Origin of the sequence: Peptostreptococcus russellii (assembly GCF_900110295.1) — a bacterium.
In the GTDB taxonomy this organism is placed as follows: domain Bacteria; phylum Bacillota; class Clostridia; order Peptostreptococcales; family Peptostreptococcaceae; genus Peptostreptococcus; species Peptostreptococcus russellii_A.
Genome location: NZ_FODF01000010.1, coordinates 23,483 through 49,189, shown reverse-complemented (window position 1 = coordinate 49,189; position 25,707 = coordinate 23,483). Strand labels below are relative to the sequence as shown.

Here is a 25,707-nt window from a genome sequence, read left to right as displayed (position 1 = left end):
TAATTTTAATATATAATTGAAAGGAAGATAACCTAATGAACAAAGATATTTATGTAGTAGTTGAACAGGTAGACGGTGTCATTCAAAAAGTAGGCATCGAGCTTATAGGTATAGCAAGTGAGTTAGCAAAAGATTTAGATCAAAAGGTAGTAGCTGTACTACTAGGAAGTAATATAAAGGGATTAGCTGAAAATCTAATACATCACGGAGCAGATGAGGTACTTTGCGTAGATGATCCAATATTAGAAGTTTATTCAACTGAACCATATACAAAGGCAGTAAATGCCATTATAGAAGAAAAGAAGCCAGAAATAGTACTATTTGGGGCAACTTCAATAGGAAGAGACCTTGCACCAAGGGTTTCTGCAAGAGTACATACAGGACTAACTGCAGACTGTACTAAGTTGGAGATAGATCCAGAAACTAAGTTGTTACTTATGACAAGACCGGCATTTGGTGGTAATATAATGGCAACTATAGTTTGTAAGGAATTTAGACCACAGATGGCAACAGTAAGACCAGGAGTTATGAAGGCTCTTCCAAAGGATGCTTCAAGAACTGGTGAAATAGAAGACTTCAAGGTTGACTTTAAGCCTGAAGATATGAATGTAAAGATAAGAGAAGTTGTAAAATCAACTAATCAGACTATAGATATCACAGAATCTAAGAAGTTAGTATCTGGTGGTAGAGGTATAGGAAGTGCAGAATACTTCGACGTACTTAAGGAATTAGCAGATGAATTAGGTGGTCTAGTTACATCTTCAAGAGCAAATGTTGATGCTGGATGGATAGGCAGAGATAGACAGGTTGGACAGACAGGTAAGACTGTAAGACCAGACTTATATCTAGCTTGTGGTATATCTGGTGCAATACAGCATTTAGCTGGTATGGAAGACTCTGAATTTATAGTAGCTATAAATAAGGACACTAACGCTCCAATATTCGATGTAGCTGACTTAGGAGTAGTAGGAGATCTACATAAGATAGTTCCTATACTTATAGAAAAAATTAGAGCTATAAAGCAAGAACAGGCAGACATGATGTAAGTTATTTATGCGATTATGTGTAGATAATATATAAAATACGGGTAATGACAAGATTTTATAAAGCTAATATTTAGGGGGAAGTTTAACATTCCCCCAAATTAGCAAAAGACTTCGATAAACTATAATCAAACGAAGTTTTATAAAAAAATAACAAAATTTAGATCAAATAAATTCGTTATCTATTTAAGATTGACTGCTGCGGTTTTTAACACAGTTAATTGTAACTAGAATAATTTCTAAGGGGGAAGAGAAATGGTAAAAGTTAGAGTAACTTGTAACAAAAACATTATTGAAAGATTTGGAGTTAAGAAACCAGAAGGATGGGATTTCAAGTATATCAACTATCCATGTAGTGATGAAGAATTGGTTGAACAGTGCAAAGATGCGGATATAGTATTCTGTGGACCAGTAGATTACTTCAGAAGAGAAGTAATAGAACAGTTAGATAATTGCAAGTTAATACACTCTTTAGGTGTTGGTTTTGATAAGATAGATCTTCAAGCAGCTAAAGAAAAGGGTATTTATGTGTGTAATAACAGAGCAGTCAATGCAGCACCAGTTGCTGAATTAGCAGTCGGACATATGATAAATTGTTTAAGAAGAATGCCAGAAGCTGATGCCAAGATAAAGGCACGTGGAGTAGATGGATTCAATGAAAGCTTCAAGGAATATCAAGTTAAGGGGCAAAATGAACTAGGCTCAAGGGTAATCGGATTAGTAGGATTAGGAGCAATAGGTAAAGCAGCTGTTGGTATGTTACAGGCATTCGGATGTAAGATTAAATATTATGATGTGTTTAGAGATGAAAAATTTGAGCAAGAAAAAGGCTTAGAATATTGCGAATATAATGAAATATTAAAAACTTGCGATATAATATCATATCATGTTCCAGTATTAGAAACTACAAGAGATATGGTTCGTAAAGAAACAATAGATCTTATGAAGCAAGATGCAATAATAATAAATGTTGCTAGAGGTGAAATCGTTAATAATGAAGATTTGGCTGAAGCATTAAATAATGGAAGAGTCTTTGCTGGACTTGATGTAATCGCACCAGAACCACCAACTGCTGATCATCCTATTTTCAACCTAAACGAAGTAGGCAAGGCTAGACTATCTATTACTCCTCATATAGCAGGAACAACAGATGACGCTTTCATAAGAATGTCAAAATGGTCTTATGAAGACATGGAAAAAGTTATGAGAGGCGAAAGACCTAATAATGTAGTAAATGGTCTATAAGATTAATTTATTACATTGTTAACTAAAAATGTCTTAGAATTGCAATGTTTAAAATATAGGCTTTGAAGGGATATTTATATTATTTTTAATATTATATCTCTTCTTGGCCAAAGAATATGTTTCGCACAAGCGAAAATTGCTGATTATTTTATAAAAAGGTGAAAAAATATGGAAATTAAAAAGAAAGACATAATTGTTTGTGGATTCGCGTTATTTGCAATATTTTTTGGTGCTGGAAACTTAATATTCCCTCCATACCTAGGTGTTTTAGCTGGTGATAGATGGTATATTGCAATGTTCGCATTCTTGTTATCAGATCCGGTACTTCCAATACTAGGAGTTGTAGCTACAGCAAAATTAGGAGGAAGAGCGGATGATTTGGGGAGAAGAGTAGGAAAGAAGTTTGCTCAATTAGTTGGAACTGTTGCTATTCTTACAATAGGACCACTATTTTGTGTACCTAGAACAGGTGCAACGACACATGAAATATTTATAAGACCATTATTTCCAAATGTACCAAGTTGGATTACTTGTTTAGTATTTTTCCTTATAACATACTATATAACGTTAAATCCAACAAAGGTTATAGATATTATAGGTAAGTACTTGACTCCATGTTTGTTAGTAATATTGAGTTTAATAGTAATAGTTGCTGTAGTAAATCCTCCAGATCCTGCAGTAACGACATCAACAAAAACTTTATTTACTCTAGGTTTTAAAGAGGGTTACCAGACAATGGATGCTCTTGGATCACCACTTATGGCGGGTATAGTAATATCTGACTTGGTTAGACGTGGTTATGATAATAGAGAAATACAACTAAGAGCAAGTTTATGGGTTGGTTTAGTGGCATTTATTTTACTAGCTTTAGTGTATGGAAGTTTGACATATGCAGGGTCTACAGTAGGAGGTCACTTTACAGCTGATACAGAAAGAACAGCTTTATTAATAGGTATGGTAGAGCTTATGATAGGTAATGTAGGAAAGGTATTTATGGGAGTTGCAGTATCTCTAGCCTGTCTTACAACATCAATAGGATTAACTTCTACTTGTGGTAATTACTTTGAAACAATTTCTAATGGAAAGTTGGCGTATAAAAAGGTTGTAACAGTTGCTGTTATTGTATCTTTTGCTTTATCATTCCTAGGTGTTGACGGTATTATTTCAATTGCAGTTCCAATACTTTCAGCGATTTATCCAGTAATTATAGTTTTAATACTTATGTCTTTATTTGATAAGAAAATCAAATATAACTGGTCATATACTGGTGCAGTTATTGGTGCTTTCTCAGTATCAATAGTGGAAAGTATAAACATGGCATCTGCTATGAGAGGCGGAAACCTATTGGGAGGAGTTACTGCTTGGATACAGACTTTTCCTTTTGCAAAATTCGGATTTGAATGGTTGATTCCAGCTATTTTAGGATCAGTAATATTTACAATAATAAGTATGACTGCTAAAGTAGGAAAGACTATAAACGATCCAGTTTATGATGAAGTAAATTAAAATATAAATTTAATTTAGTTTAGTATAGAGTTTATTTTATAAATGATTATATTGTCGTTTAATAATACTATAGCGACATAAAAAATAGGAGGTAATAGTATGATTTCAAAAGATATGGTGCAATTAGGTACAGCAAAGTCAGTAATTAGAGAACTTGCAGGATTTGGTGCTATGAGAGCGGCAGAAATTGGAGCAGAAAATGTTTTAGATTTCAGTTTAGGTAATCCAAGTGTTCCAGCTCCAAAGGAAGTACAGGAAGCAATAATAGAAATAATAAATGACAACAACCCTAAAGTTTATCATAGTTACAGTTCTGGTGCAGGTCACAATGCTACTAGAAAGGCTATTGCAGATAACCTTAATAAGAGATTTGGAACAGATTATACTATGGATAATTTGCTTATGACTTGTGGTGCTGCGGCATCTCTAAATATAGTATTTAAAGCTTTAATATCATCTCCAGATGATGAAATAATGGTATTAGCACCATTCTTCCCTGAATACACAGTATTTATTCAGTCACAGGGTGGAAAGCAAGTATTAGTTCCTTGCAAAGATGATATGCAGTTAAATATAGACGGAATAAGAGAAGCTATAACAGAAAATACTAAGGCCATAGTTGTAAACTCTCCAAACAATCCTTCAGGAGTTGTTTATTCAAAGGAAGAAATAGAAGCTTTAGCAGAACTTTTAAGAGAAAAATCTAAGGAATATGGACATACTATATATCTAATTACAGATGAACCATATAGAGAACTAGTTTTGATAGATGGTCTAGAAGTTCCATTTATACCAAACTACTATGACAATACAATAGTATGTTATTCATGGTCTAAATCATTATCTCTACCAGGTGAACGTATAGGTTATGTATTAGTACCAAACAAAATAGATGATAAGATGATAATGGCAGCTTGTGCAGGTGCAGCTAGATCTCTAGGATATGTTTGTGCACCTACATTATTCCAGATGGTAATAGAAAAATGTATAGATGTTGAACCAGATTTAACAGTTTATAAGAAGAATAGAGATATACTATATGATGGTCTTACAAAACTTGGATACAAGGTTGCTAAGCCAGCAGGAGCATTCTACTTATTCATAGAAGCTCCAGATGGTGATTCTGAAAAGTTCTCTGAAAAGGCTAAGGAATATGATATGTTAGTAGTTCCTGGAACAGGATTCGGATCAAAGGCACATATGAGATTATCTTATTGTGTAGAAACAGAAAAATGTGAAAAGGCTTTAGAAGTATTTGAAAAGCTAATGGAAGATTATAAGTAAGAAAAATAGTAGATGTGTGTAGATAATATTTAATGTTTATTTAGTGATATAAACCCCAAAATAATAATTTAAAGTTAAATTTGTTATATATAATGTAGTGAAGTAGCAATGTTGATTTTTCAATATTGCTACTTTTTATTTTTTCTTAATTAGACCCCAAAAACTTTGCGAAATAAAATGATAAGCAAGATAATCTAATTACTTATAACGGTATTTTTAGACTTTTAATTTATAAATTTAATAGAATATATTGACTTATTAACTATGTTAAAAAATAATGAATTAATATAAAATAAAATTAGTAATATTTTGAAAACTTTATAAAAATAGATATTTATTATAGAAAAATGGTTATAACTATAGTATAATAAAAAATATAAAAGAAAGTTAAATAGAAGTAATAAAATAAATATAGGAAAGATATTGAGTAAATTAAGAAACTCAGAATGTATTAAAAAAATAAATATAAAATCCTAAAAAATATTTTATTATAATGTATTTATTTTCTTTGGACAAATTAATTATTTTATGACATTATTGATTTGCTTTGACTTTTCAAAATAAATTGTTTGAAAATTTGGATTATTACTTATATTTTGTGAAAAATAAAGTAATGAAATAAATAATGCTGGTTGTTTATAGAAATTTAGAAAAATAATTTTGAGAAAAAGAAAAGGTGAAGAATATGGAAATTAAAAGAAAAGATGTAATTATTTGTGGCTTTGCATTATTTGCAATTTTCTTTGGCGCAGGAAATCTAATATTTCCCCCTTATCTAGGTATAGTAGCAGGTGATAGATGGTATATTGCCATGTTTGCCTTCTTGCTTTCTGACCCTGTTTTACCAATACTAGGTGTAATAGTCACAGCTAGACTAGGTGGAAGAGCTGATGATTTGGGCAAGAGAGTAGGCGCAAAGTTTGCAAAGCTAGTAGGCACAGTTGCTATACTTACAATAGGACCATTCTTTGCAGTTCCAAGAACAGGTGCAACTACACATGAAATATTAATAAGACCACTATTTCCAAGTGTACCGAGCTGGGTTACTTGTTTAGTATTTTTCCTTATTACTTATTACATAACTTTAAACCCATCAAAAGTAATAGATATAATAGGTAAGTACTTAACACCATGTCTTTTGGTTATACTGGCATTAATAGTCGTTATATCTATAGTAAATCCTCCAGACCCAATGGTAACTACATCTACATCTAATTTATTTACTTTAGGATTTAAAGAAGGTTATCAGACAATGGACGCTCTTGGATCTCCTCTAATGGCTGGAATTGTAATAACAGACCTTATAAGACGTGGTTATAACAATGAAGAAATACAGTTTAAGGCGAGTGTAAAGATTGGTATAGTGGCATTTATATTGTTGGCACTAGTATATGGAAGTTTGACATATGCAGGAGCAACTGTAGGTGGACACTATGATGCAAATACAGAAAGAACTACACTATTAATAGGAATGGTTAGATTAATGTTAGGTAGCGTGGGACAGGTATTTATGGGGGTTGCAGTTGCCCTAGCTTGTTTGACAACATCTACTGGTCTAACATCTACTTGTGGTAATTATTTTGACACAATTTCCAATGGAAAGCTTCCTTATAAGGTGGTTGTAACAGCTTCTGTTTTAGTATCATTCTCATTATCTTTCTTAGGAGTTGATGGATTAATTACAGTGGCAATACCTATTCTTTCAGCTATATATCCTGTAATGATAGTTCTAATACTAATGTCTATATTTGATAAGAAGATAAAGTATAACTGGACATATACAGGAGCAGTAATAGGTGCATTTGTTGTATCTGCAATAGAAAGTATAAATATGGCCTCTAGTATGAGAGGTGGCAATTTACTTGCAGGTCCAGCAGAGGCGATAATGAAATTACCTCTAAGTCAGTTTGGATTTGAGTGGGTTTTACCAGCTATAGTATGTTCTATAATATTTACTTTAATCAGTATGTTTGCTAAAGTTGGGAAAACGATTGACGATCCTATATAAAAATATATTAAAAGTCCTTTATTAGTTAATTAGGTATAAACCTTTTTATAAATTTAACCAGCAAAAAGTTTTACCCGAAAGGGGCATTTACCAAAGAAAGGACGAGGCTAATATCTAGATAGATATTGAAGGTCTCGTCCTTTTTTTGCTGGATAAAAATACAACTAGTTTCAAAAATATTATCCTTATTTTTAGGTATAGTAATCAGATGTATTCCTTTCAAAAATCTAATATTTTTATATTAAGTACTGTCGAAAATGTATAAATTATAAAGGGATTTAAAAAAATAAAAATAAATTCATGAAAAGTTGATAGATTAAAACAATTAGTAAGTAACAAACAATAGAAAAAGACTATAAGATAGAATATTCATTGAATTAAATATAGCAAAATGCTATATTTATTAGGTATGACTTAAAAAGAATTATAATTACTATCAATTAAAATGAAACATCAATTTTAATGAAAAATATATAGGGGGAAGTATGGATTTGCTTGAAAAGGTTTTTGAAAGCGTTTCTTTAAGTAGAGAAGATATAGTATACCTTCTCGATTTGCCATGCGATTCAAATGAAGTAAAAAGGCTAGGAGAATACGCAAGAAAAATAAGTAAGGAATATGGAGAAAATAAAGGTAAGGTCTGGGGAGCTATAGGTCTTGATTATTCAAATTGTAAAATGAACTGTTCATTTTGTTCACTTGGAGAAAAATGGAATCAAATAGACGAAAAATATGAATTGACAGATGATGAAATTTTGAAAATATCAAATAGATATATAGAAAGTGGTGTAGACTTTTTTGTTATAAGGACAACGGAGTTTTATGATTTTGAGAAATTAAAAGAGCATATAAAAAAGTTGAAAAAAATATTGCCTAAAGAAACACTTTTTATAGTAAATACGGGAGATGAAAATTCTAGAAGGGCAGAGGAGTTAAATAAAGTTGGAGCTGATATAATTTATCAGGCGATAAGGCTAAGAGAAGGGGTTGATACTAATTTTGACCTATCTCAAAGAGAAGAAACTATTAAAATAATAAATAATTCTTCTTGTGCTCTATCTCAATATCTTGAGCCAATAGGACCTGAACATAGTTCGGAAGAGATAGCAGATAGAATAATAGGAATAATAGAAGAAAATACAAAAATATCAGGAGTTATGAAGAGAGTGTCTGTGGAAAATACTCCTAAATTTAAATTTGGAGATTTGTCAGATGACAGAGTAGCTCAAATAACGGCGATTCTTAGAATATGCTTAAAGGATAAAGTCAAGGACATTGTAATTCATCCATATTCTAAAAAAGCAGTAGATTATGGTGCAAATGTTTTGGTAGTGGATATCGGTGCTATTCCAAGGTCATCAAATGTAGAGCTTGAAGAATGGGATTTAATGACTGTAGATAAAGCAAAGAAACTTCTTAAGGAAAGCGACTACGATGTGAAAAGTATTTAATTAAAGTGTCTAAAAATCGGATGATTCCGATATATAGAAATAGATTTTATTGGAGGTTATTATGAAGAAAAAACTATTAATGCTTGTATCTATTGCAGTACTGTCTTTGTCAATGGTTGCTTGTGGAAACAAGGACAAGAAGACAGAAACTAAAACAGATGACAGCAAGAAGCAAGAAATTAAAGTGGGAACTTGGAAAACAGCCCAAACTATACAGCCATTTCTGTATGACAAATTTGAAAATAAAAATGAAAATGTAGAGGTTAAGCCTTTTACAAATCCTGGAGATATGAAAACAGCTCTATTGTCAGGTAATATTGATTTTTGTGGAACGACATGGGTAACAGCTATAATGGCAGCTTCAAAAGGAGAGCCCATAAAGGTAGTTGCAAGTATGACTGAAAAATGTTCTGCACTTGTAGTTGGAAAAGAAAGTAATATAAATGATATAAAAGACCTTAAAGGAAAGACTATAGCGTATGTTCCTGGAACTATGCATCATATTTTACTTCTTGAAGTTTTAAATAGAGCAGGGCTAGATCCTAACAAGGATGTTACTTTAAAAAAGATAGATTTCTTTGATATGGGACAGGCTCTTGCATCTAAGTCTATAGATGCTTTTTGTAGTGGAGAACCATATCCATCAATAGCTATGGAAGATGGATACGGCAAAGTTCTTGAATACCCTTACTATGACGATAGTATAGGTTATATAAATGCTGCTATGATAACAACTGACAAGGAAATAAAGGAAGATCCAGAATTAGTACAAAGAATGGTAGATATGCATGTTGAGTCTACTAAGTATCTGATGGATCATAAAGATGAATGGATAGATATGTCAGCTAAGTTTGGAACAGAGAAAAAATATCTTGAAAAACCTACTGAAAATATAGATCTTACTTGGGATATAACTCCAAAGACTATAGAAGAAGTAAAGAAATTAGCAGAGAGAATGAAGGAAATGGACATGATAGACAAGGTTCCAGATGTCGATGCTATGTTTGATTTAACTTTCCTTGATAATGCAAAAAAAGATCTTAAATAGTGGTGATAAGTATGAAAAAAAGTATAAATAAAAATAGCAACTTTGATTTTGTGAATTTCATAGTGCCAATTATATTTATAGCATCGTGGGCTATTTTACCTATACTTTTAAAGACACCTGAATATTTAATCCCATCATTAACAAAAGTTATAAAAGGGTTTATAGACTTTATTTTTGGGAATGATAATTTATCAACTTATTCAGGAACATTTTTTAAAAATGCAGCTGCCAGCTCATATAGAGTATTTGTGGGATTTTTGATTTCATCATTTCTTGGAATCTTCTTAGGTGTTCTTTCGGGATACTTTTCATATATAAAAAGACTCTTTGATCCATTTATACATATTATAAGAATGATACCAGGAATAGGTTGGTTTCCTATTGCTATGGTTTGGTTTGGAGTAGGAAACAAAACAACGATATTCCTTATTGCCTTGGCAGCCTTCTTTCCAGTTTATGTAAATACACTTAGAGCTGTATCAGATGTAGATAAAATTTTAATCGATGCAAGTAAAGTTCTAGGGGCAAATTCAAAACAAGTTCTTAGAACCGTGATTTTGCCATCTTCTTTACCAGGAATATTTTCTGGTCTAAGATTGGGAATGGGAGTGTGCTGGGCATATCTAGTACTTGGTGAATTGACAGGGGTTAATGAAGGACTAGGAGCCGTTATGATGGATTCTAGAATGCTTGGCAATGTAGATATGATAATAGTCTGTATGCTTTCAATAGCTCTACTTGGTAGAATATGTGACCTTCTACTGTTAGGAATATATAAGATACTTAGACCAATGGATTAGGAGTGATATTATGAAAGAGAAAATACTCAGTGTTAAAGGACTTAATCTTGGATACTCAAATAATCAAGAATATAAAAAAATATTAGAAGATGTAAACCTAGATATAAGAAAAGGTGAAATAGTTAGTATTATAGGTCCAAGTGGTTGTGGAAAATCAACGCTTTTAAGTGCTATTGGTGGTATAAATAATGACTATGAAGGCGAGATAATATTTAAATCTAAAAAAGTATCTTCACCTTCTTCTGAAAGAGGATATATATTTCAGAAACCAGCCTTATTTGATTGGATGAATGTAGAGGATAATATAGGATATGGTCTCAAAATAAGAAAAGAAAATAGTAAGATAATATCTGAAAAAATATCTTCATATATAAATGAAATAGGGTTAAAATCTTATGAAAAATATTATCCAAAGAGCCTTTCAGGAGGTATGCAGCAGAGAGTATCGCTTGCAAGGGTACTTATAATGGAGCCTGAGATGTTGCTTATGGACGAGCCTTTTTCAGCTCTTGACTATCAGACAAGAGTAGAGATGCAGGGGCTTACATTGAGATTATGGGAACATTACAAGCCTTCTATTGTATTTGTTACACATGATATAGAAGAGGCCATATTACTTGCAGACAAGGTAATGGTAATGAGTAAAAATCCAGGTAAAATAATAGATGTAATAGATATAAATTTTAAAAGACCAAGAAGTATAGACATAATAAGCGATATAGAATTTGTTGAAATTAAGAAAAAACTTCTTAATATGCTTATGTCAAAATAAAAAATTTAAGATAATATAAAAAAATTTAAAATAACAAAAACAAAACTGTCATAAAGTATAATATTTATATAGAATTCCCTATAAATATTGTACTATGGCAGTTTTTTATTTAGTATTATAGTGGGAAATATAAAAACAAAGCTTTAGTAAAAAATGTAATATTGATTTTTATTTATATATATTTATAAAAAGAGCTGTTTTTAATAGAATAAATAAATATAGCGATGTCTTACTATTGTTTTTCCCTTATATTTTCACAGAATATTTGAATATATTCTCAAAATAATATAGAATTAAAACAATAGCAGTAGTATATTCATTGAAATATGAATATAGAGCATAAACATATATTTGGTAAATATGGAAAAGCAAGGCATCTATGGTTTAATTGGTATTAAAAGTATTTCGTAACAAAATTTTAAATTGCAGACATAACTATTTATATTTAAGTAATTAGTTAGAGGTCTAGACTAGCTTGATTTTAAAATATAATAGCAAGAATATATTCGCAGTTTATAAGTACATATTGAATGGGTATAAATTATATTAGAAAAAAGTGAAAGTTTTACACTTTGAAAATATGAAAAGTGTGGAGAGTAGGAATCAGTTTATTAGGCGCAGTTTTATTTTTGTATTGTGTAAATAATGCAGAATAAACTAAAGTGTTTTTGATATACGTTTGATTCGAACTAGTTTGTAGAGGAATTAGTGAACAGATAGTTCAGAAGGAGGATGTAATGGAACAACTTTTTTTAAGCGGATATACAAGAAAAAACAATAAAGGCATACATATATTTGATGTAGAATATGATATAGATAGAAATATTAAGTTTAGCAAAAATCAATTAATAGAAGAGTCATCTCCTACATACTTGGCAAAATCAGCTAATGGGGACAGGTTATTTTCTATTACAGCAAGAGATGGCGGAGGTGTAGCATCTTATAAAAAAGAGAATGGTAAGTATGTTTTAGTAGATACTTTGGCTGGTATGATAAAGGCACCTTGTCATTTGTATTTTGATGAGAAAAAGAATTTAGTTTATTCAAGCAATTACCATATGGGTAGGCTTGATATTATCGGTGTTGATGATAATTTAGAGCTTGAGAGAAAGTCTACCATACAATTTAATGGTAAGGGTAAGGTCAGTCCAGATCAAGATTCTTCAAAGTGTCATATGTCTATAAAAGATCCTTTTGATAAGTATCTAATAGTAATAGATTTGGGAGATGATGCAGTTCACACCTATTATATTACAGAAGATGGAAATCACAGGCTTATTTCAACATATAAAACAGAAGCAGGAATGGGTCCAAGACATATTGTTTTTTCAAAAGATGGAAGAAAGGCATATTTAATAGGTGAATTAAATTCTAGAATTGACATATTGAATTATGATTTTAGTAGTGGTGAATTTTCATATGTAGATAGTATATCAACTATTCCAAATGACTATGATGGAAAGAATACCGCAGCAGCTATTAAAATAAGTTCTGATGGAGAGTTTTTATATGCTAGTAATAGAGGACACAATAGCATAGCTGCATTTAAGATTCTTGAAGATGGTAGTTTAGAACTATTACAGTTGTTAAAAACAGAAGGTGATACACCTAGAGATTTTAATTTTAATAGCGATGAAAGATTTGTATTTATAGGACATCAAAATGGTGACTATGTAAAAGTCTTTAAGAGAAACAAGAAAACAGGCAAGCTTGAATATCTAAAGGGAATGGATATAGAAGCAGCTGAAACTGTTTGTGTAGTGGAGTAAAATTTAAGATACTTTTTTAAAAGCTGTTGCCATTATATAACTTTGTTTATATAATTTGTGCAACAGCTTTTTTTACAATAATTATTTAAAAAGAAAGGACAATCCATTTTTATACATTCTTTGTTTTTGCTTTTATAAGTGTAAACTGATTTGGCGTATTCAAAGTCAAATAGTTTTTTACATGTTTCATCAAATAAAAATTCACTTGCCTTTATAATATCAATGAAACTATTTCTTTTACAACATCTAGGACCGCCGATTTCTCCGATTGAAGAGAGAACATGGCTTTCATTTTATTTGAAAAAACCCATGAATATTTTGTAAGTGGTGTTGCTCACTTAATTACAGATGTAAATATTCCACTGCCAACACCTGCGCCACAAATAGAACATTGGCTATACATCAATTCGTGTGAATAAACTAAATCTGCTCCACATACCATACATCCTGAATTATATTTCATTGTTTCTACCTCATTTTTCACTTGTATATAAGTCCTTTTAAGAATATATAGTATATATTTCTACTAAGATATACACAAATAGATAAATATGATTGTGTTTAAAGTTTAAATAATTACTTTAGAGAATAGAAAAATAAATTCTAGAAAAAATAATTTTATATATTTATATTTATGTTAAAAAATTAATTAAAACAACTTAGAAAGATTAATCATAACAACTTTATAGACTCCATAAATACTAAGTAGTAAAAATATTAACTCCGGAATTATCACAAAAAATATTAAGTTCTTGATAAATGACTTTTTATCTTTTGAAGCAGACTTAGCTTTTATAAAAAGAATAGTTGGAAGTACTACGTTTAAAGACATTGCAAGAAAAGTCACCAAGAAAATTTGAAGAGCATTAACATTGTTTATTATCAAATTTTCACCTCCTTATTAACATCGATTACTTTATACTTATTATACTATAATATGATGCTTAAGTTATACAGCTTTTTTTGAAAAAAACAAGATTTTAAGAAGTTCTTTATGCTATAATATGAGTATAATGCCGTTTTTATAGCAATATATAAAATGAAAAATACTTAATTAAAATATATAAGTTAGAGACCATTTTTTTTAATGACGTATTTGAGAAAATCGTTATTTTTAAAATAGTCAATTTTTTATGGGAATATATTTTTATCAATGTATAGTACATAGATAATTGTTTAATTTTTATATTGTGTTTTTTATTTTAGGGTAACTATAAAGTGGAAAGGTATGACAATATATTCAGGAAAATATTATTAGATAGGATGTTAAAATATGAAAAAAAGTAAAGTGATAGCAATGGCTGTGTTGATATCCGGAACGGCTTTACTGTGTTCAAAAGCTTTTGCGGCTGATACTGCGAAGACTCCTCTTCAGAGTATTGACTGGACTATGAAAAATTTAAAGGCACAAGCGGGACAAAACAGGGATAAGGTCGAAGAGGAAATCGATGAAGTAAATCCAGATACTTCTATTTCAAAATTTAATATGGCAAAGGCAAAGTCTAGGTTTGAAGATGTAGTATTCTTGGGAGATTCTATTACAGAATATCTAAAGGTAGGAGGAATACTTGATTCATCAAGTGTTCTAGCTAAAAAAGGAGAACATGTAAATCAGGCAGATAAGCATATTAAGGAAATAGAAAAGCTTAAACCTAAACAGATAGTTATTTTATATGGAGCCAATGACCTGAATGGAGAGTCTACAGATAAGTTTGAAAGTTCATATATAGAACTTATTAACAAAATAAAGAAGGTAGATAAGGGCGTTGAAATCTATATACAAGCTCCTCTAAAGGTTGATGAATCAAAAGCTATTAAGAAGAATGATGGAAGAATAAATAATAATAATGTAGCGGAGTTAGATAAAAGGGCTAAAAAAGTAGCTGAAAAAACTGGCGCTAAGTATCTTTCTTCAGATGGTTTAATAACATCTAACAATCTTTATGAACCAGATGGAATACACTTAAAGTATGATTTCTATAAAAACTGGCTATTCTTCTTAAGTGAGAATTTATAAGGGGGGTGAACTTGTTTGGAAAAAGGTAAGGACAAAGAAAAAAGTAATGTCTCTCCTACGAATTATGAACATACTGCTAGACTTAGGACAGTAGATATAGAAAAGCCTAAGAGGATGTTTAATAAAAAAAGGTTGAGACCTTCTATAAAAACAAGCCCTCTATATAGGAAGAAGTATGCAATACTTGCTCTTATAGTTTTAGTTGCTTTTATAGGAGCATATCAGCTTGTAAAAGTAAGAGAAATTAATTTTACAACACTTCCAGAAAATATTTCAAGAAAGATAGATGGCGAAGATCTTGAAAGAGGGAATGCTTTGACTTTGAGAAAGCTATATAGTATCAATGATATGGAGTATGATAACTTTGTGCTTTTTGCGCCAAAAAGCAATATGGTTGCAGATGAAATACTTGTTGTAAAGTGCAAACCAGGTCAGGCAGATTCTGTAATGGCAAAGATACAAAATAGAATAGAAAGTCAGTCAAATAGTTTTAAAAATTATGCACCAGCACAGTATGGAATAATTTCATCTAGTGAACTAAGTAAGAAAGGTGATTATGTATATTTTATATCAGCAAAGAATACGAGTGCAATAAATAAAGCGATAAAAGATAGCTATAAGTAAGGGAAGGTGAGAGTTTTGAGTTTTACTAGTTTAACATTTTTATTCTTGTTCTTCCCGATAGCAATGATATTACATACTTTTGTACCGAAAAAATCGAGAAATTGGGTTCTTTTGCTACTGAGTCTATTCTTCTATAGTTGGGGTGACCCGAGATATTTACTATTGATACTTTTGTCAATAGTAGTGACTTGGTTTGGTGTAAAAAGGATGTGCCGTTACAAGAGTAAAGAGGAAGAAGCAAGGTTCAATATGGTATGTTTAATAGTAATAAATGTAGCTATATTGGTATTTTTCAAATATTATGGTTTCTTTATAGACAATATAAATATGATTTTTAGAACTAATCTTAGAATAGTAGAATTACCTTTACCATTTGGTATTTCATTCTATACTTTTAAAATTATATCTTATATAGTAGATGTCTATACAGGAAGAACTAAAGAACAAAAAAGCTTAGTTGATTTTGCACTGTATATTAGTATATTTCCACAAATCGGGGCTGGACCTATTATACAGTACAATCAAATGGAAGCAGAGTTAAGAAACAGAGTAATTACAACAGAAAAGTTTGGTATAGGAATGGAAAGATTCATTATAGGATTAGGTAAAAAAGTTCTTATATCGAACAATTTGGCACTTACTTGGGCTCAAGTGAAATCTATGCCAGATTTAAATATGTCAGCAGCAACTGCATGGATTGGAATTATAGCATTTACATTACAAATTTATTTTGACTTTAGTGGTTATTCAGATATGGCAATAGGATTGGGGAATATGTTGGGCTTTAAGTGGCCTGAAAACTTCAACTATCCTTATATATCAAAAAGTGCTACAGAATTTTGGAGAAGATGGCATATTTCCTTGGGGAACTGGTTTAAGACTTACATTTATTTTCCTATGGGTGGAAGTAGATGTTCAAAAAATAAACATATAAGAAATATTTTTGTAGTTTGGATGATTACAGGTTTATGGCATGGGGCGAGATGGAATTTTATAATATGGGGACTTTATTTTGGTCTTATAATATATTTTGAAAAAACAAGATTGCTTTCATTTCTTGAAAAAAGAAGTCCAAAGTTACAGACTCTATATTGTCTGTTAATAGTTGTAATAGGTTGGGTAATGTTTGACCTTCAAGGAGTTTCAAACATTATTAAATATTACGGAAATATGTTTATAATAGGAGCAAATCATATTGTAGATCCAACTGCAATGTATTTATTAAAAACAACATGGAAACTCATTTTATTAGCAATGATAGGTTCAACTACTTTAGTAAGTAGAGTAATAAACAATATAAAGTCAAGGTTTGGAGCAAAGGGATATATAGCAGTATCAATATTTTATATTATAGTATTTATACTGTCAGTAGCCTCATTAATTGGCGAGAGCTACAGTCCGTTCCTATACTTTAATTTCTAGGTGGGGGTGATGCAGGATGAGTAATAAATACAATAGATATGAAGAACCTGAGATGCCTGAAAGCCTAAGAAAGTTGCTTACTGATGATTTTAGTGATTCTAGAAGAAATGGTAAGAGAAAAAGTAAAAAAAGACCAGGGAAGGCTCCGAAAAAAACAAATAAAAGCAAAAAAAACCTATCAAAAAATAAAAAGAGAGCGACTGCTCCAAAAAAACCAGTAAATAAGAAGACAAAGACAGACAGAAATAAAAGCGCAAGACCAAGTGTTGGTTCAACTAAGGCAAGACCAAAAGTACAGCCGAAAGTTTCTAGACCAGTTAAGCCTATTGCTCAAGAGGCAACTAGAAAAATTCCGGTAATAAGAGATGAAAACGGAAGAAAAATAAGTCAAGATAGAGCTAGAAGGCAAAGACTTTATGAAGAGCAAAGTACGAAGAGAATTCCAGTTAGCCAAACAAGGAAATCAAATAAAAAAGTACATAAAAAGGCTGTAAATAGAAAATCTACGAGAAAGAGAAAGAAGAAAAAAAGTAGAATCAGTATAAAGCATATTTTTTCTGCAATAGTATATGCCTTTCTTTTAGTAGTAGGGTTTATATTTACAGGCGGAGATAAGAAGAAATATGTAAGTAAAGAAAAAAGAAAAAAACTAGATCAAAATTTCTATAGAATACTTTCAGGTGCTTCAATGGGTTTGATTGTGATTATGATGGTTGCATTTATAATTTCTCCTAAGGCTGAAAAGTCTATTTCAGAAAATAGGACACTTCAGCAAAAGCCAAGGGTTACAATGCAAAGCGTTCTTACAGGGAAGTATTCAAAAGATATTGGGAAATATGTTTCAGACCAGTTCCCAAATAGATCGGGCATGATAAAACTTAAGGCTAGATTTGATCTTCTCCTAGGAAGAAAAGAGTTAAATGGTGTGTATATTTGTAAAGATGGATATCTTATGGAAGGATTTACAGAAGCTAGTCCTGAAGTAACAGATGCTAAGGTTAAGGCTATTAACAGCTTTGTTTCTCAAAACCCTAAGCTAAATGTAAGCATGATGTTGGTTCCTAATAAGGTTGAAATTTACAAAAATCTTCTACCAAAGAATGCACCTTCAGATTCTCAGAAGGCATACCTTGATAAGGTAAAAGAAAAGGTTGATAAGAAGGTTAATTTTGTAAATCTTATTACACCATTTAATAGAATAAAGAATGCTACACAACTGTATTACAAGACTGACCATCATTGGACAACTGACGGTGCATATAAGGGATATGAAGAATTTTCAAAGAGTAGAGACATATCTCCAGCTCAAGAAAAGAGGTTTACTAAATCTCTTGCAACAGATAAGTTCTTGGGAAGCCTTTACTACAAAAATGGTGCTCAAATAGGAGAACCAGAAAATATTATTCTTTATTTAAAAGAAAAGCCGTACCCACTTCTTGTAAAGTACTATGATACAAAAGAGAAGGTAACTACACTTTATGATGCAAATAAATTAAAGGGTAAGGATAAATATGAGGTCTTTACAGGTGGAAATCACTCACAGATTAAGATAAGAACCAATGTAAAAACAAATAGAAAACTTCTTTTAATAAAAGACTCATATGCAAATGCAATGCTTCCTTTCTTGATTAATGATTTTGCTGAAATTAATGTGGTAGACCTTAGATACTATACAGGAACTATGGCAGACATACTTAATAACAATGAAGTTACAGACGTGTTGATACTTTACAATATAAACACATTCAACACAGATTCTTCAATACTGAATATATACGATCCAGATTATCACAGTCAGGATAATGAATCTACATCAGCTAGTGAAGGAAAAGAAAAGAAGTCTGTAGAAGAAAATAAGAAGATAGACAAGACAAAGGATACTAAGTCATCAGAGGATAAGGCTGCTAGTAATAAAAAATCAGCTTCTGGAAAATCCAGTGAAAGTGGACAAAGTTCTACAAGCAAGAAAAACTCTGATAAAAATACTGACGAAAAGAAAGATGTTCAATAGAAAAGTTTGAAAGTATCTTTAGAACATATATGAAATAAAAAAGTGTACTGCATATGCAGTGCACTTTTTTTATTACGAAGTTTAGAAAGTTAAATAGTTTTAATACATTTTATAATAAAAAGTCCCACACTAATTAGTATGAGACTCTTTTATTTGTAGAAGTAATAGTTATTACTTCTTTTCTAGCTTATTTACTTCATCTCCTGCCCATTCATAGAATGAAGCATCATAGTTTTGAACATTTTTGTAACCGGCATTTTCAAGGGCTAGTGTCATATGAGCTGATCTTATACCAGCTGTGCAGTATGTAACAATACGGTCATCTTTTTTGATTCCAGCTTTTTCAAGTATCTTTTCAATTTCCTTACTAGATTTTATAGTACCATCTTCGTTATAAAGTTGATTGAAAGTGATGTTTATAGCGTTTGGGAGGTGGCCGCCTCTAGCTTCACCATACTTTGTAGCTCCATCATATTCTTCTTTTTCTCTAACATCTATGATTTTATATTGATCATAGTCCTTTTTTAGTTCTTCTGTTGTAATATTTGCATCTGGGCTTACAGCAGTAAGTAGCAAGTCTGATTCCTCTGGTTTAGGAACCTCCTTAGTAGTTTCTAGCTTATCTGCAGTCCAAAGATCATAGCCACCATTAAGTATTCTAGCATCTATTCCGGCTCTCTTTAAACTCCAAACCAATCTTCCGTCTTCTCCCCATGCAGATTTATTTCCATAAACTACAACCTTAGAATCTTTCTTTATACCCAATTTTCTAAATTCAGCTGACAATTCTTTAGGGTCTAAAAGTGTACCCCAATCCTTGTCTCCAGGCTTTCCAGAAACTTTAGAAAGCGATTGCCAAGCAACGTTTATAGCTCCTGGAATATGCCCTTTTGCATAATCCTTATCCGATCTAGCATCTAGGATAATTACATCTTTACCCATGTTCTTTTTAAGCCAGTCAACACTTGTAAAGTAGTCATTGTTGTCAAAAGTATATAAATCTTTTGTAGTAGCTTCTTCTGAACTACTTTCTGTCTTTTGTGGTGCTGCCTCTTTAGAAGTATCTTCCTTATTGCATCCAACTGCAGAAAATACCAAAAAGGCTGATAAAATAGGATAAATGATTTTCTTTGAGATTATTTTCATTGTACGATTCCTCCTTAGAATATAAATAACTTATATTAGAAAGTATAAGTCTGAATTATGAAAATTTTAAAAAATAATCAATCTCTTTTTATTATATCATAATAATATGAAACCATAAAAATATTTGATTATAAATATATTGTAAAAACATATAGTTAATATACTGCTGAATAAATAAAATCAATAAAAAAGAACAGGTGAAAACCTGTTCTTTTGATATCTTATTTTTCAGCAGCCTTTCTATTAAACAAAGAAAGACTTTTTATATCTACTTGCATTACTATAATTGATGCAATTACGACTAAAGCACCAAACATCTGAATAGGTTTGATAGCTTCTCCAAGAATGATAAATGCCAATATAGTGGCAAATATCGGTTCAAATGCCACAAGAATACTTGGAAGAGTATTTCCAAGGTATTCAGAAGACTTAATATAGTAGGAATTAGCTATATAAGTAGATAAAACACCAATAGCCAATAGATTTGCAATAGTATAAAGTGGATCTGCTCCATTTACTATTGAACTTGCAAGCTGTGGAATATTACTAAATATTCCAAGGAAGACTGTCCCTCCCCAAAATCCGTAAAGAAGAAGTGTATCATTTGAATACTTACCTTCAGCAAATCTTGGTATTACAAGCTGACAGGCAAATGTTATACCACTTAGAAGTCCAAATACAACTCCTAAAACATTAAGGTCTTTTCCACCTGCAGCAAAAATATCTATTATACACATACAACCTAGTATACATGTAATAACAGTTATAATTTTTTTGATTCCCACATGATCCTTAAAGAAAATTCTTCCGAACAATGTTACCCAGATAGGATTAGAAAACATTAAGACTGTAGCTACTGCTATAGGGATTCTTTCAACTGTTAGACTGAAGAAAGCCATAGCAAGACCGAATGCTATAATTCCGTAAACTACACAGAATACAAGACCTTTTAAATCAATTCTAAAAGCTTCTCTGTTTTTTATGGCCAACGCTATTGTAGTAAATACCGCAGCCTGAAGGCATCTTGTGAATGCCACCTGAATAGATGTTAAATGTGCGCCGTTTAAGTTTCTGCTGACAATACCCATTGTAGCCCAGAAAAACGTAGCAATTAACATCAACCTTATACCTTTAAAGGTATTCTTTTTAGTAGACATCTTTCTACCACCTCTTTCTTAAAAATTATTGGTTTGTCGTATAGTTGAAACTAGTACATCAAAGTTAAAATTCCAACACATAGAATCTATGTTTTCATTTCTGTTCATAAATTATTTTTTGAACAAACTCAACTCTATTAATTAAGATAGCTTATTTTTAAAATAAAATATCCGGGAAATAAATTTAGTTTAATTAAATAAAATCTGTAATTTTTATTTAAAAAACACAGATAAGACCTCAAATATTTATTAAAAAATGCGCTAACAGTTGATATTTTAGCATAATTAACTTTGTGGTTCAAGATAAATATGAAAAAAAAGTATAATATTTTACAAAAGATATTGAAATATGTCAAGACTTGTGATAAAATAATATACTGCTTATAATGTGAAAATATGCCTATTTGACTTATATTTTGGCAATGTTTTCCGGGAGTTTTTTAATAAAAACTATTCAGAAGCAATATTTTATTAGATAATTGCGATTTATAAAGTGGGCTCGTGAAGGTAAATTTCTGTTGCATTTAATTACACTAGCGAGGTGGATTTATAAACGTAAACTCATAAATTAACAAATGCAATAAAAATTTAATTTAGTGAGGTGAAAATTGTGGTACCACATCCAGTCATGATTGGAAAAAGAGAAAGAATGAGCTTTTCCAAGATTAAGGAAATAGCTGACGTGCCAAATCTAATTGAGATTCAGGTTGACTCATATGATTGGTTCTTAGAAGAAGGCTTAAAAGAGGTATTTACAGACATTTCACCAATAGAAGATTACACAGGGAATCTTATATTGGAGTTTGTAGATTACTCATTGGACGAAAAGCCAAAATACGATATTGAAGAATGTAAGGAAAGAGATACTACTTACTGTGCTCCTTTAAAAGTTATGGTTAGGCTTATAAATAAGGAAACAGGCGAAATAAAGGAACAGGAAGTATTTATGGGAGACTTCCCTCTAATGACAGAGAGAGGAACGTTTATCATAAATGGTGCAGAGAGAGTTATCGTATCACAATTAGTTAGATCTCCAGGCGTTTATTATGCTGAAGAGAGAGATAAGACGGGTAACAGACTGATTTCTTCTACTGTTATACCTAACAGAGGTGCATGGCTTGAATATGAAACAGATTCTTCAGGTGTTATTTCTGTAAGAGTAGACAGAACAAGAAAGCAGCCGGTAACAGTACTTCTTAGAGCTCTAGGAATAGGTTCAGATGCTGAAATACTTGAGCTTTTAGGAGATGACGAAAGATTAAGAGCTACTTTAGAAAAGGATAATACTTCAAATGTTGAAGAAGGTCTAGTTGAAATTTATAAGAAGCTAAGACCAGGTGAACCACCAACAGTAGAAAGTGCTTCATCACTTCTAAACTCATTATTCTTTGATCCAAAGAGATATGACCTTGCAAAGGTTGGTAGATACAAGTTCAACAAGAAACTTGCTCTTTGTTACAGAATAATGGACAAGATAGCTTCAAGAGATGTAGTAAATCCTGAAACTGGTGAAATATTTGTAAGTGCAGGAGAAAAGATTAGTCTTGATGTTGCAAGACAGATTCAAAACTCAGGTATTAATCAAGTATGGATAGCAGTAGATAGCGAAAAAGAAATAAAAGTAATAGGAAATAACTTTGTAGACATAAAGGCTCATGTTGATTTTGATATATCAGATCTTAAAATCAAGGAGTATGTTCACTATCCAACACTAAAGGAAATATTGGACAACTATGAAGATGAAGATGAAATAAAGGAAGTAATAAAGGCTAGTATGAAGTCTTTAATACCAAAGCATATACTATTAGATGACATCATTGCTTCTATAAGTTATGAATTTGGTCTATTCTATATAATAGACGGTAAGTATAGAGTTGGTAATATAGATGATATAGACCATCTAGGAAACAGAAGAATCAGATGTGTTGGAGAGCTACTTCAGAATCAGGTTCGTATTGGTTTCTCTAGAATGGAAAGAGTAATAAAGGAAAGAATGACAGTTCAGGATATGGAAACTATCACTCCTCAGGCTCTTGTAAATATCAGACCAGTATCTGCGGCAATAAAGGAGTTCTTCGGAAGTTCTCAGTTGTCACAGTTCATGGACCAGACAAATCCTCTATCAGAACTTACTCATAAGAGAAGACTTTCTGCTCTTGGACCAGGTGGTCTTTCAAGAGAGAGAGCAGGATTCGAAGTTCGTGACGTTCACCATTCACACTATGGTAGAATATGTCCTATCGAGACTCCAGAAGGTCCGAACATCGGTCTTATAAACTCACTTTCTACATATGCAAAGATAAATGAATATGGATTTATCGAGTCACCTTATAGAAAGTATGACAAGGAAAGAAAGGTTGTTACAGATGAAATACACTATCTAACAGCCGATGAAGAAGACTTATATGTAAGAGCACAGGCAAATGAGCCACTTGATGATGAAGGACACTTCATAAACAAGAAGGTAATTTGTAGAACTGTTCTTGGTGCAGTTGAAATGGTTTCAGAAGACAGAGTAGACTACATGGATATATCTCCTAAGCAGGTTGTTTCAGTTGCCACTGCAATGATACCTTTCCTTGAAAATGACGATGCCAACAGAGCCTTAATGGGATCAAACATGCAGCGTCAGGCAGTGCCTCTAGTGAGAAGAGAAGCTCCTATAATAGGTACAGGAATAGAATATAGAGCTGCTAAAGACTCTGGTGCAGTTGTCGTATCTAAGAACGATGGTGTGGTTGATAGAGTTTCAGCAGATGAAATAATAATAAAGAAGAACAATGGAGATAAGGATAGATACAAGCTTCTAAAGTTTAAGAGATCAAACTCTGGTACTTGTGTAAATCAGACTCCAATAGTAAGCAAGGGCGAAAAGGTAGTAGCTGGAGATGTTATAGCAGATGGTCCAGCAACAGACCTTGGAGAAATAGCTCTTGGTAGAAACTGTCTAATAGCCTTCATGACATGGGAAGGTTACAACTACGAGGATGCCGTTTTAATTAACGAAAGACTTGTAAAGGAAGATAGATTATCTACAATACATATAGAAGAATACGAATGTGAAGCTAGAGATACAAAGCTAGGACCTGAAGAAATTACAAGAGATATACCTAATGTTGGAGAAAATGCTATAAAGAATCTTGATGACAGAGGTATTATAAGAATAGGTGCTGAAGTAAATTCTGGCGACATATTAGTAGGTAAGGTTACACCTAAGGGAGAAACTGAATTAACTCCAGAAGAAAGACTTCTAAGAGCAATATTCGGTGAAAAGGCAAGAGAAGTAAGAGATACTTCACTTAAGGTTCCACATGGTGAATCAGGTATTATAGTAGATATCAAGATATTTACAAGAGATAATGGAGATGATTTATCACCAGGTGTAAATGAACTTGTTAGATGCTATATAGCTAAGAAGAGAAAGATAAAGGTCGGAGATAAGATGGCCGGTCGTCATGGTAACAAGGGTGTTATCTCAAGAGTATTACCAGAAGAAGACATGCCATTTATGGCAGATGGTACTCCTATGGATATAGTTCTTAATCCACAGGGTATACCTTCTCGTATGAATATCGGACAGGTACTTGAAATGCACTTAGGACTAGCTGCTAAGAAACTAGGTTGGTATGTTGCAACATCAGTATTCGATGGTGCCAACGAGTACGATATTATGGATGCTCTTGAAGAAGCAGGTTATCCAAGAGATGGTAAGCTTCAGTTATTTGATGGACGTACAGGTGAATCATTCGACAATAGAATAACTGTAGGTTACATGTATTACTTAAAGCTACATCACCTTGTTGATGATAAGCTACATGCAAGAAGTACAGGCCCTTACTCACTAGTAACTCAGCAGCCTCTAGGAGGTAAGGCTCAGTTCGGTGGACAGAGATTCGGGGAAATGGAAGTTTGGGCTCTTGAAGCATATGGTGCATCTCACATACTTCAGGAAATCCTAACAGTTAAATCCGATGACGTTAAGGGTAGAGTTGAAACTTATGAAGCAATAGTTAAGGGTGAAAATATACCTGAACCAGGTATGCCAGAATCATTCAGAGTATTGATGAAGGAACTTCAGTCACTATGCTTGGATGTAAGTGCACTTGATTCAGAAGGTAATCCAATAGATATCAAGGAATCAGTAGACGAAGAAGGTCATGAAGATTTCAAGATTGAAAGTGTAGTACCAGATGATATAGAAGATACTCACATGATAGAAGAAGTTGAAGCTGAGGTTTACGAGGAAGAGGAAGAAGAATTTGATGAAAACTTTGTAGACGAAGAAGAGGAAGAAGATACAGCTTTTGTTGACTTCGACGATGATGATGAAGAAGAAAAGTTTTAAAAATTAATTTGTAGCATAAAGGGTAGAAGGAATTTTGTTTTGGGGTTTCTATTTTGAAA

The 25,707-nt window shown here is 31.9% G+C and carries 19 protein-coding genes and 1 pseudogene; 15 read left to right on the top strand and 5 right to left on the bottom strand.

The features are described 5' to 3' along the window. The first annotated feature begins 35 nt into the window (after positions 1 to 35). From BMY82_RS06695 to BMY82_RS06650, 10 genes are all read left to right on the top strand, one after another. Positions 36 to 1,046, top strand: a complete 1,011-nt coding sequence (locus tag BMY82_RS06695) for an electron transfer flavoprotein subunit alpha/FixB family protein (protein WP_091975789.1) — start codon at positions 36 to 38, stop codon at positions 1,044 to 1,046. A 252-nt stretch (positions 1,047 to 1,298) separates the two neighbouring features. Then, on the top strand, positions 1,299 to 2,288 hold the full coding sequence (locus BMY82_RS06690; RefSeq protein WP_091975788.1) for a 2-hydroxyacid dehydrogenase: 990 nt from the start codon (positions 1,299 to 1,301) through the stop codon (positions 2,286 to 2,288). A gap of 168 nt (positions 2,289 to 2,456) precedes the next feature. Further along, complete coding sequence (brnQ, locus tag BMY82_RS06685; RefSeq protein ID WP_091975787.1) at positions 2,457 to 3,794, top strand: branched-chain amino acid transport system II carrier protein; 1,338 nt, start codon at positions 2,457 to 2,459, stop codon at positions 3,792 to 3,794. A gap of 99 nt (positions 3,795 to 3,893) precedes the next feature. Next, positions 3,894 to 5,078, top strand: coding sequence for a pyridoxal phosphate-dependent aminotransferase (locus BMY82_RS06680; protein WP_091975786.1), 1,185 nt, complete (start codon positions 3,894 to 3,896; stop codon positions 5,076 to 5,078). Positions 5,079 to 5,763: 685 nt separating this feature from the next. Further along, positions 5,764 to 7,086 (top strand): branched-chain amino acid transport system II carrier protein, encoded by a 1,323-nt coding sequence (gene brnQ / locus BMY82_RS06675; RefSeq protein WP_091975785.1) that lies wholly within the window; start codon positions 5,764 to 5,766, stop codon positions 7,084 to 7,086. 485 nt (positions 7,087 to 7,571) lie between these two features. Further along, on the top strand, positions 7,572 to 8,537 hold the full coding sequence (locus tag BMY82_RS06670) for a radical SAM protein (RefSeq protein WP_091975784.1): 966 nt from the start codon (positions 7,572 to 7,574) through the stop codon (positions 8,535 to 8,537). A gap of 61 nt (positions 8,538 to 8,598) precedes the next feature. Next, positions 8,599 to 9,585, top strand: a complete 987-nt coding sequence (locus tag BMY82_RS06665) for an ABC transporter substrate-binding protein (protein ID WP_091975783.1) — start codon at positions 8,599 to 8,601, stop codon at positions 9,583 to 9,585. 11 nt (positions 9,586 to 9,596) lie between these two features. Then, complete coding sequence (locus tag BMY82_RS06660; protein ID WP_091975782.1) at positions 9,597 to 10,385, top strand: ABC transporter permease; 789 nt, start codon at positions 9,597 to 9,599, stop codon at positions 10,383 to 10,385. Positions 10,386 to 10,395: 10 nt separating this feature from the next. Continuing rightward, complete coding sequence (locus BMY82_RS06655; protein WP_091975781.1) at positions 10,396 to 11,157, top strand: ABC transporter ATP-binding protein; 762 nt, start codon at positions 10,396 to 10,398, stop codon at positions 11,155 to 11,157. Between the two features lie 737 nt (positions 11,158 to 11,894). Then, a complete protein-coding gene (locus BMY82_RS06650) occupies positions 11,895 to 12,926 on the top strand; it encodes a lactonase family protein (RefSeq protein WP_091975780.1) in 1,032 nt (343 codons plus the stop codon). A gap of 32 nt (positions 12,927 to 12,958) precedes the next feature. On the opposite strand, the pseudogene BMY82_RS09730 reads toward BMY82_RS06650, so the two are convergent. The 3 genes and pseudogenes from BMY82_RS09730 to BMY82_RS06645 form a co-directional block, all read right to left on the bottom strand. Then, positions 12,959 to 13,201, bottom strand: a pseudogene (locus tag BMY82_RS09730) (DUF5714 domain-containing protein); the annotation flags it as partial. 59 nt (positions 13,202 to 13,260) lie between these two features. Continuing rightward, positions 13,261 to 13,389, bottom strand: coding sequence for a hypothetical protein (locus BMY82_RS09640; RefSeq protein WP_278308743.1), 129 nt, complete (start codon positions 13,387 to 13,389; stop codon positions 13,261 to 13,263). A gap of 186 nt (positions 13,390 to 13,575) precedes the next feature. Then, positions 13,576 to 13,812, bottom strand: coding sequence for a hypothetical protein (locus tag BMY82_RS06645; RefSeq protein ID WP_091975779.1), 237 nt, complete (start codon positions 13,810 to 13,812; stop codon positions 13,576 to 13,578). 387 nt (positions 13,813 to 14,199) lie between these two features. Here BMY82_RS06645 and BMY82_RS06640 point away from each other — a divergent pair, with 387 nt between their 5' ends. From BMY82_RS06640 to BMY82_RS06625, 4 genes are all read left to right on the top strand, one after another. Beyond that, on the top strand, positions 14,200 to 14,943 hold the full coding sequence (locus tag BMY82_RS06640; protein ID WP_091975778.1) for a GDSL-type esterase/lipase family protein: 744 nt from the start codon (positions 14,200 to 14,202) through the stop codon (positions 14,941 to 14,943). Positions 14,944 to 14,958: 15 nt separating this feature from the next. After that, positions 14,959 to 15,567: a DUF4358 domain-containing protein gene (locus tag BMY82_RS06635; RefSeq protein WP_091975777.1), complete on the top strand. Its 609-nt coding sequence runs from the start codon at positions 14,959 to 14,961 to the stop codon at positions 15,565 to 15,567. Positions 15,568 to 15,738: 171 nt separating this feature from the next. Continuing rightward, complete coding sequence (locus BMY82_RS06630) at positions 15,739 to 16,989, top strand: MBOAT family O-acyltransferase (RefSeq protein WP_242938936.1); 1,251 nt, start codon at positions 15,739 to 15,741, stop codon at positions 16,987 to 16,989. Between the two features lie 16 nt (positions 16,990 to 17,005). Then, the gene (locus tag BMY82_RS06625; protein ID WP_091975775.1) at positions 17,006 to 19,000 is read left to right on the top strand and encodes a DHHW family protein; all 1,995 of its coding nucleotides are present in this window, start codon (positions 17,006 to 17,008) and stop codon (positions 18,998 to 19,000) included. 171 nt (positions 19,001 to 19,171) lie between these two features. Here BMY82_RS06625 and BMY82_RS06620 read toward each other — a convergent pair whose 3' ends face one another. Both BMY82_RS06620 and BMY82_RS06615 read right to left on the bottom strand, forming a co-directional pair. Then, complete coding sequence (locus BMY82_RS06620) at positions 19,172 to 20,146, bottom strand: sulfurtransferase (protein ID WP_091975774.1); 975 nt, start codon at positions 20,144 to 20,146, stop codon at positions 19,172 to 19,174. 221 nt (positions 20,147 to 20,367) lie between these two features. Beyond that, a complete protein-coding gene (locus BMY82_RS06615; RefSeq protein ID WP_091975773.1) occupies positions 20,368 to 21,303 on the bottom strand; it encodes a DMT family transporter in 936 nt (311 codons plus the stop codon). Between the two features lie 649 nt (positions 21,304 to 21,952). Between BMY82_RS06615 and rpoB the strand changes: the two genes are divergently transcribed. Then, positions 21,953 to 25,648 carry a DNA-directed RNA polymerase subunit beta gene (rpoB, locus tag BMY82_RS06610; protein ID WP_180366754.1) on the top strand — a complete coding sequence of 1,232 codons (3,696 nt, stop codon included), beginning with the start codon at positions 21,953 to 21,955 and terminating at the stop codon, positions 25,646 to 25,648. Positions 25,649 to 25,707: the final 59 nt, after the last annotated feature.